The sequence below is a fragment of the Paraburkholderia sp. XV genome (assembly GCF_020177535.1).
GTDB classification, from domain to species: Bacteria; Pseudomonadota; Gammaproteobacteria; order Burkholderiales; family Burkholderiaceae; genus Paraburkholderia; species Paraburkholderia caribensis.
On record NZ_JAGUUD010000270.1, the window covers coordinates 1 to 776 of the forward strand.

Sequence of the window (776 nt, forward strand, 5' to 3'; positions counted from 1 at the left end):
ACGGTGATCAGAGGTATCCGTGGTGACCAAAGTTGGCTCTCTCGCGATTCGGTATCCTGGAGCCTACGGCTTGGGATGACTCGATCCCGCGAGCGGGCTTCCGGCGAAGGGATCGTTTTTCCGGTCCGCATCGGTCTGCTTTGCCGGTCGTGCACGCGTCCGGCCCGAAAATTCAAAGTGCCCGATGGATTGTCCTGCGCTGGTGGCCTGTTTAAGCCATTGCGGCACCTCGCCCTCGCCACTCCAGGTGTCACCGCCCGCGCTACGGTAGCGACCTGTGTCCGCCCCCTCCGTCGCGGTCGCCAGAAACGAAGCGAGGTCATCCGGGCCGATCCCAAAATCATCCATGCGGTGGCGGAGATAAACAATCATGCTGTCCCGCTTCCGTTCATCCATGAGAAGTTCCTGTCAGGTATTTCGCCAGCGATTCAATATAAATCGCGAAACCGCGATAGCGCGCCGTTCATTGCACGGCCCAGCGTTCTTTACACTTCAATTACCGACCGGTATAACGCTTCACAGATGCTGGACGGCAGTCGCGTAGGACTTCGCCGCCTCCCGGAGTTGCCCGGCGGCGGCCTGTACGTGGATCGGCAACTCGCTCAGCGCGAGCAGGGTGTCCACACCGTCCAGCCGCCTGCGAAGTTCGATCACGAGATCCATGACGCTGGCGTCGCCCACGCGTCGGCGATTGCTCTGTCTGGAACTGACCACGGAGCAGTCGACCAGACGATCGATCTTGCGAAAATAGGCTTGAGCCGCGGCGCGGTGCCTCG

2 protein-coding genes are annotated in these 776 nt (G+C 61.0%); both read right to left on the reverse strand.

The annotated features are described in order from the left end of the window. Positions 1–63: 63 nt before the first annotated feature. Positions 64–396, reverse strand: coding sequence for an H-NS family nucleoid-associated regulatory protein (locus KFO72_RS41875; RefSeq protein WP_225034560.1), 333 nt, complete (start codon positions 394–396; stop codon positions 64–66). 120 nt (positions 397–516) lie between these two features. Continuing rightward, positions 517–776, reverse strand: a 260-nt coding sequence (locus tag KFO72_RS41880) for a hypothetical protein (protein WP_225034561.1), incomplete at its 5' end; no start/stop codon positions are given.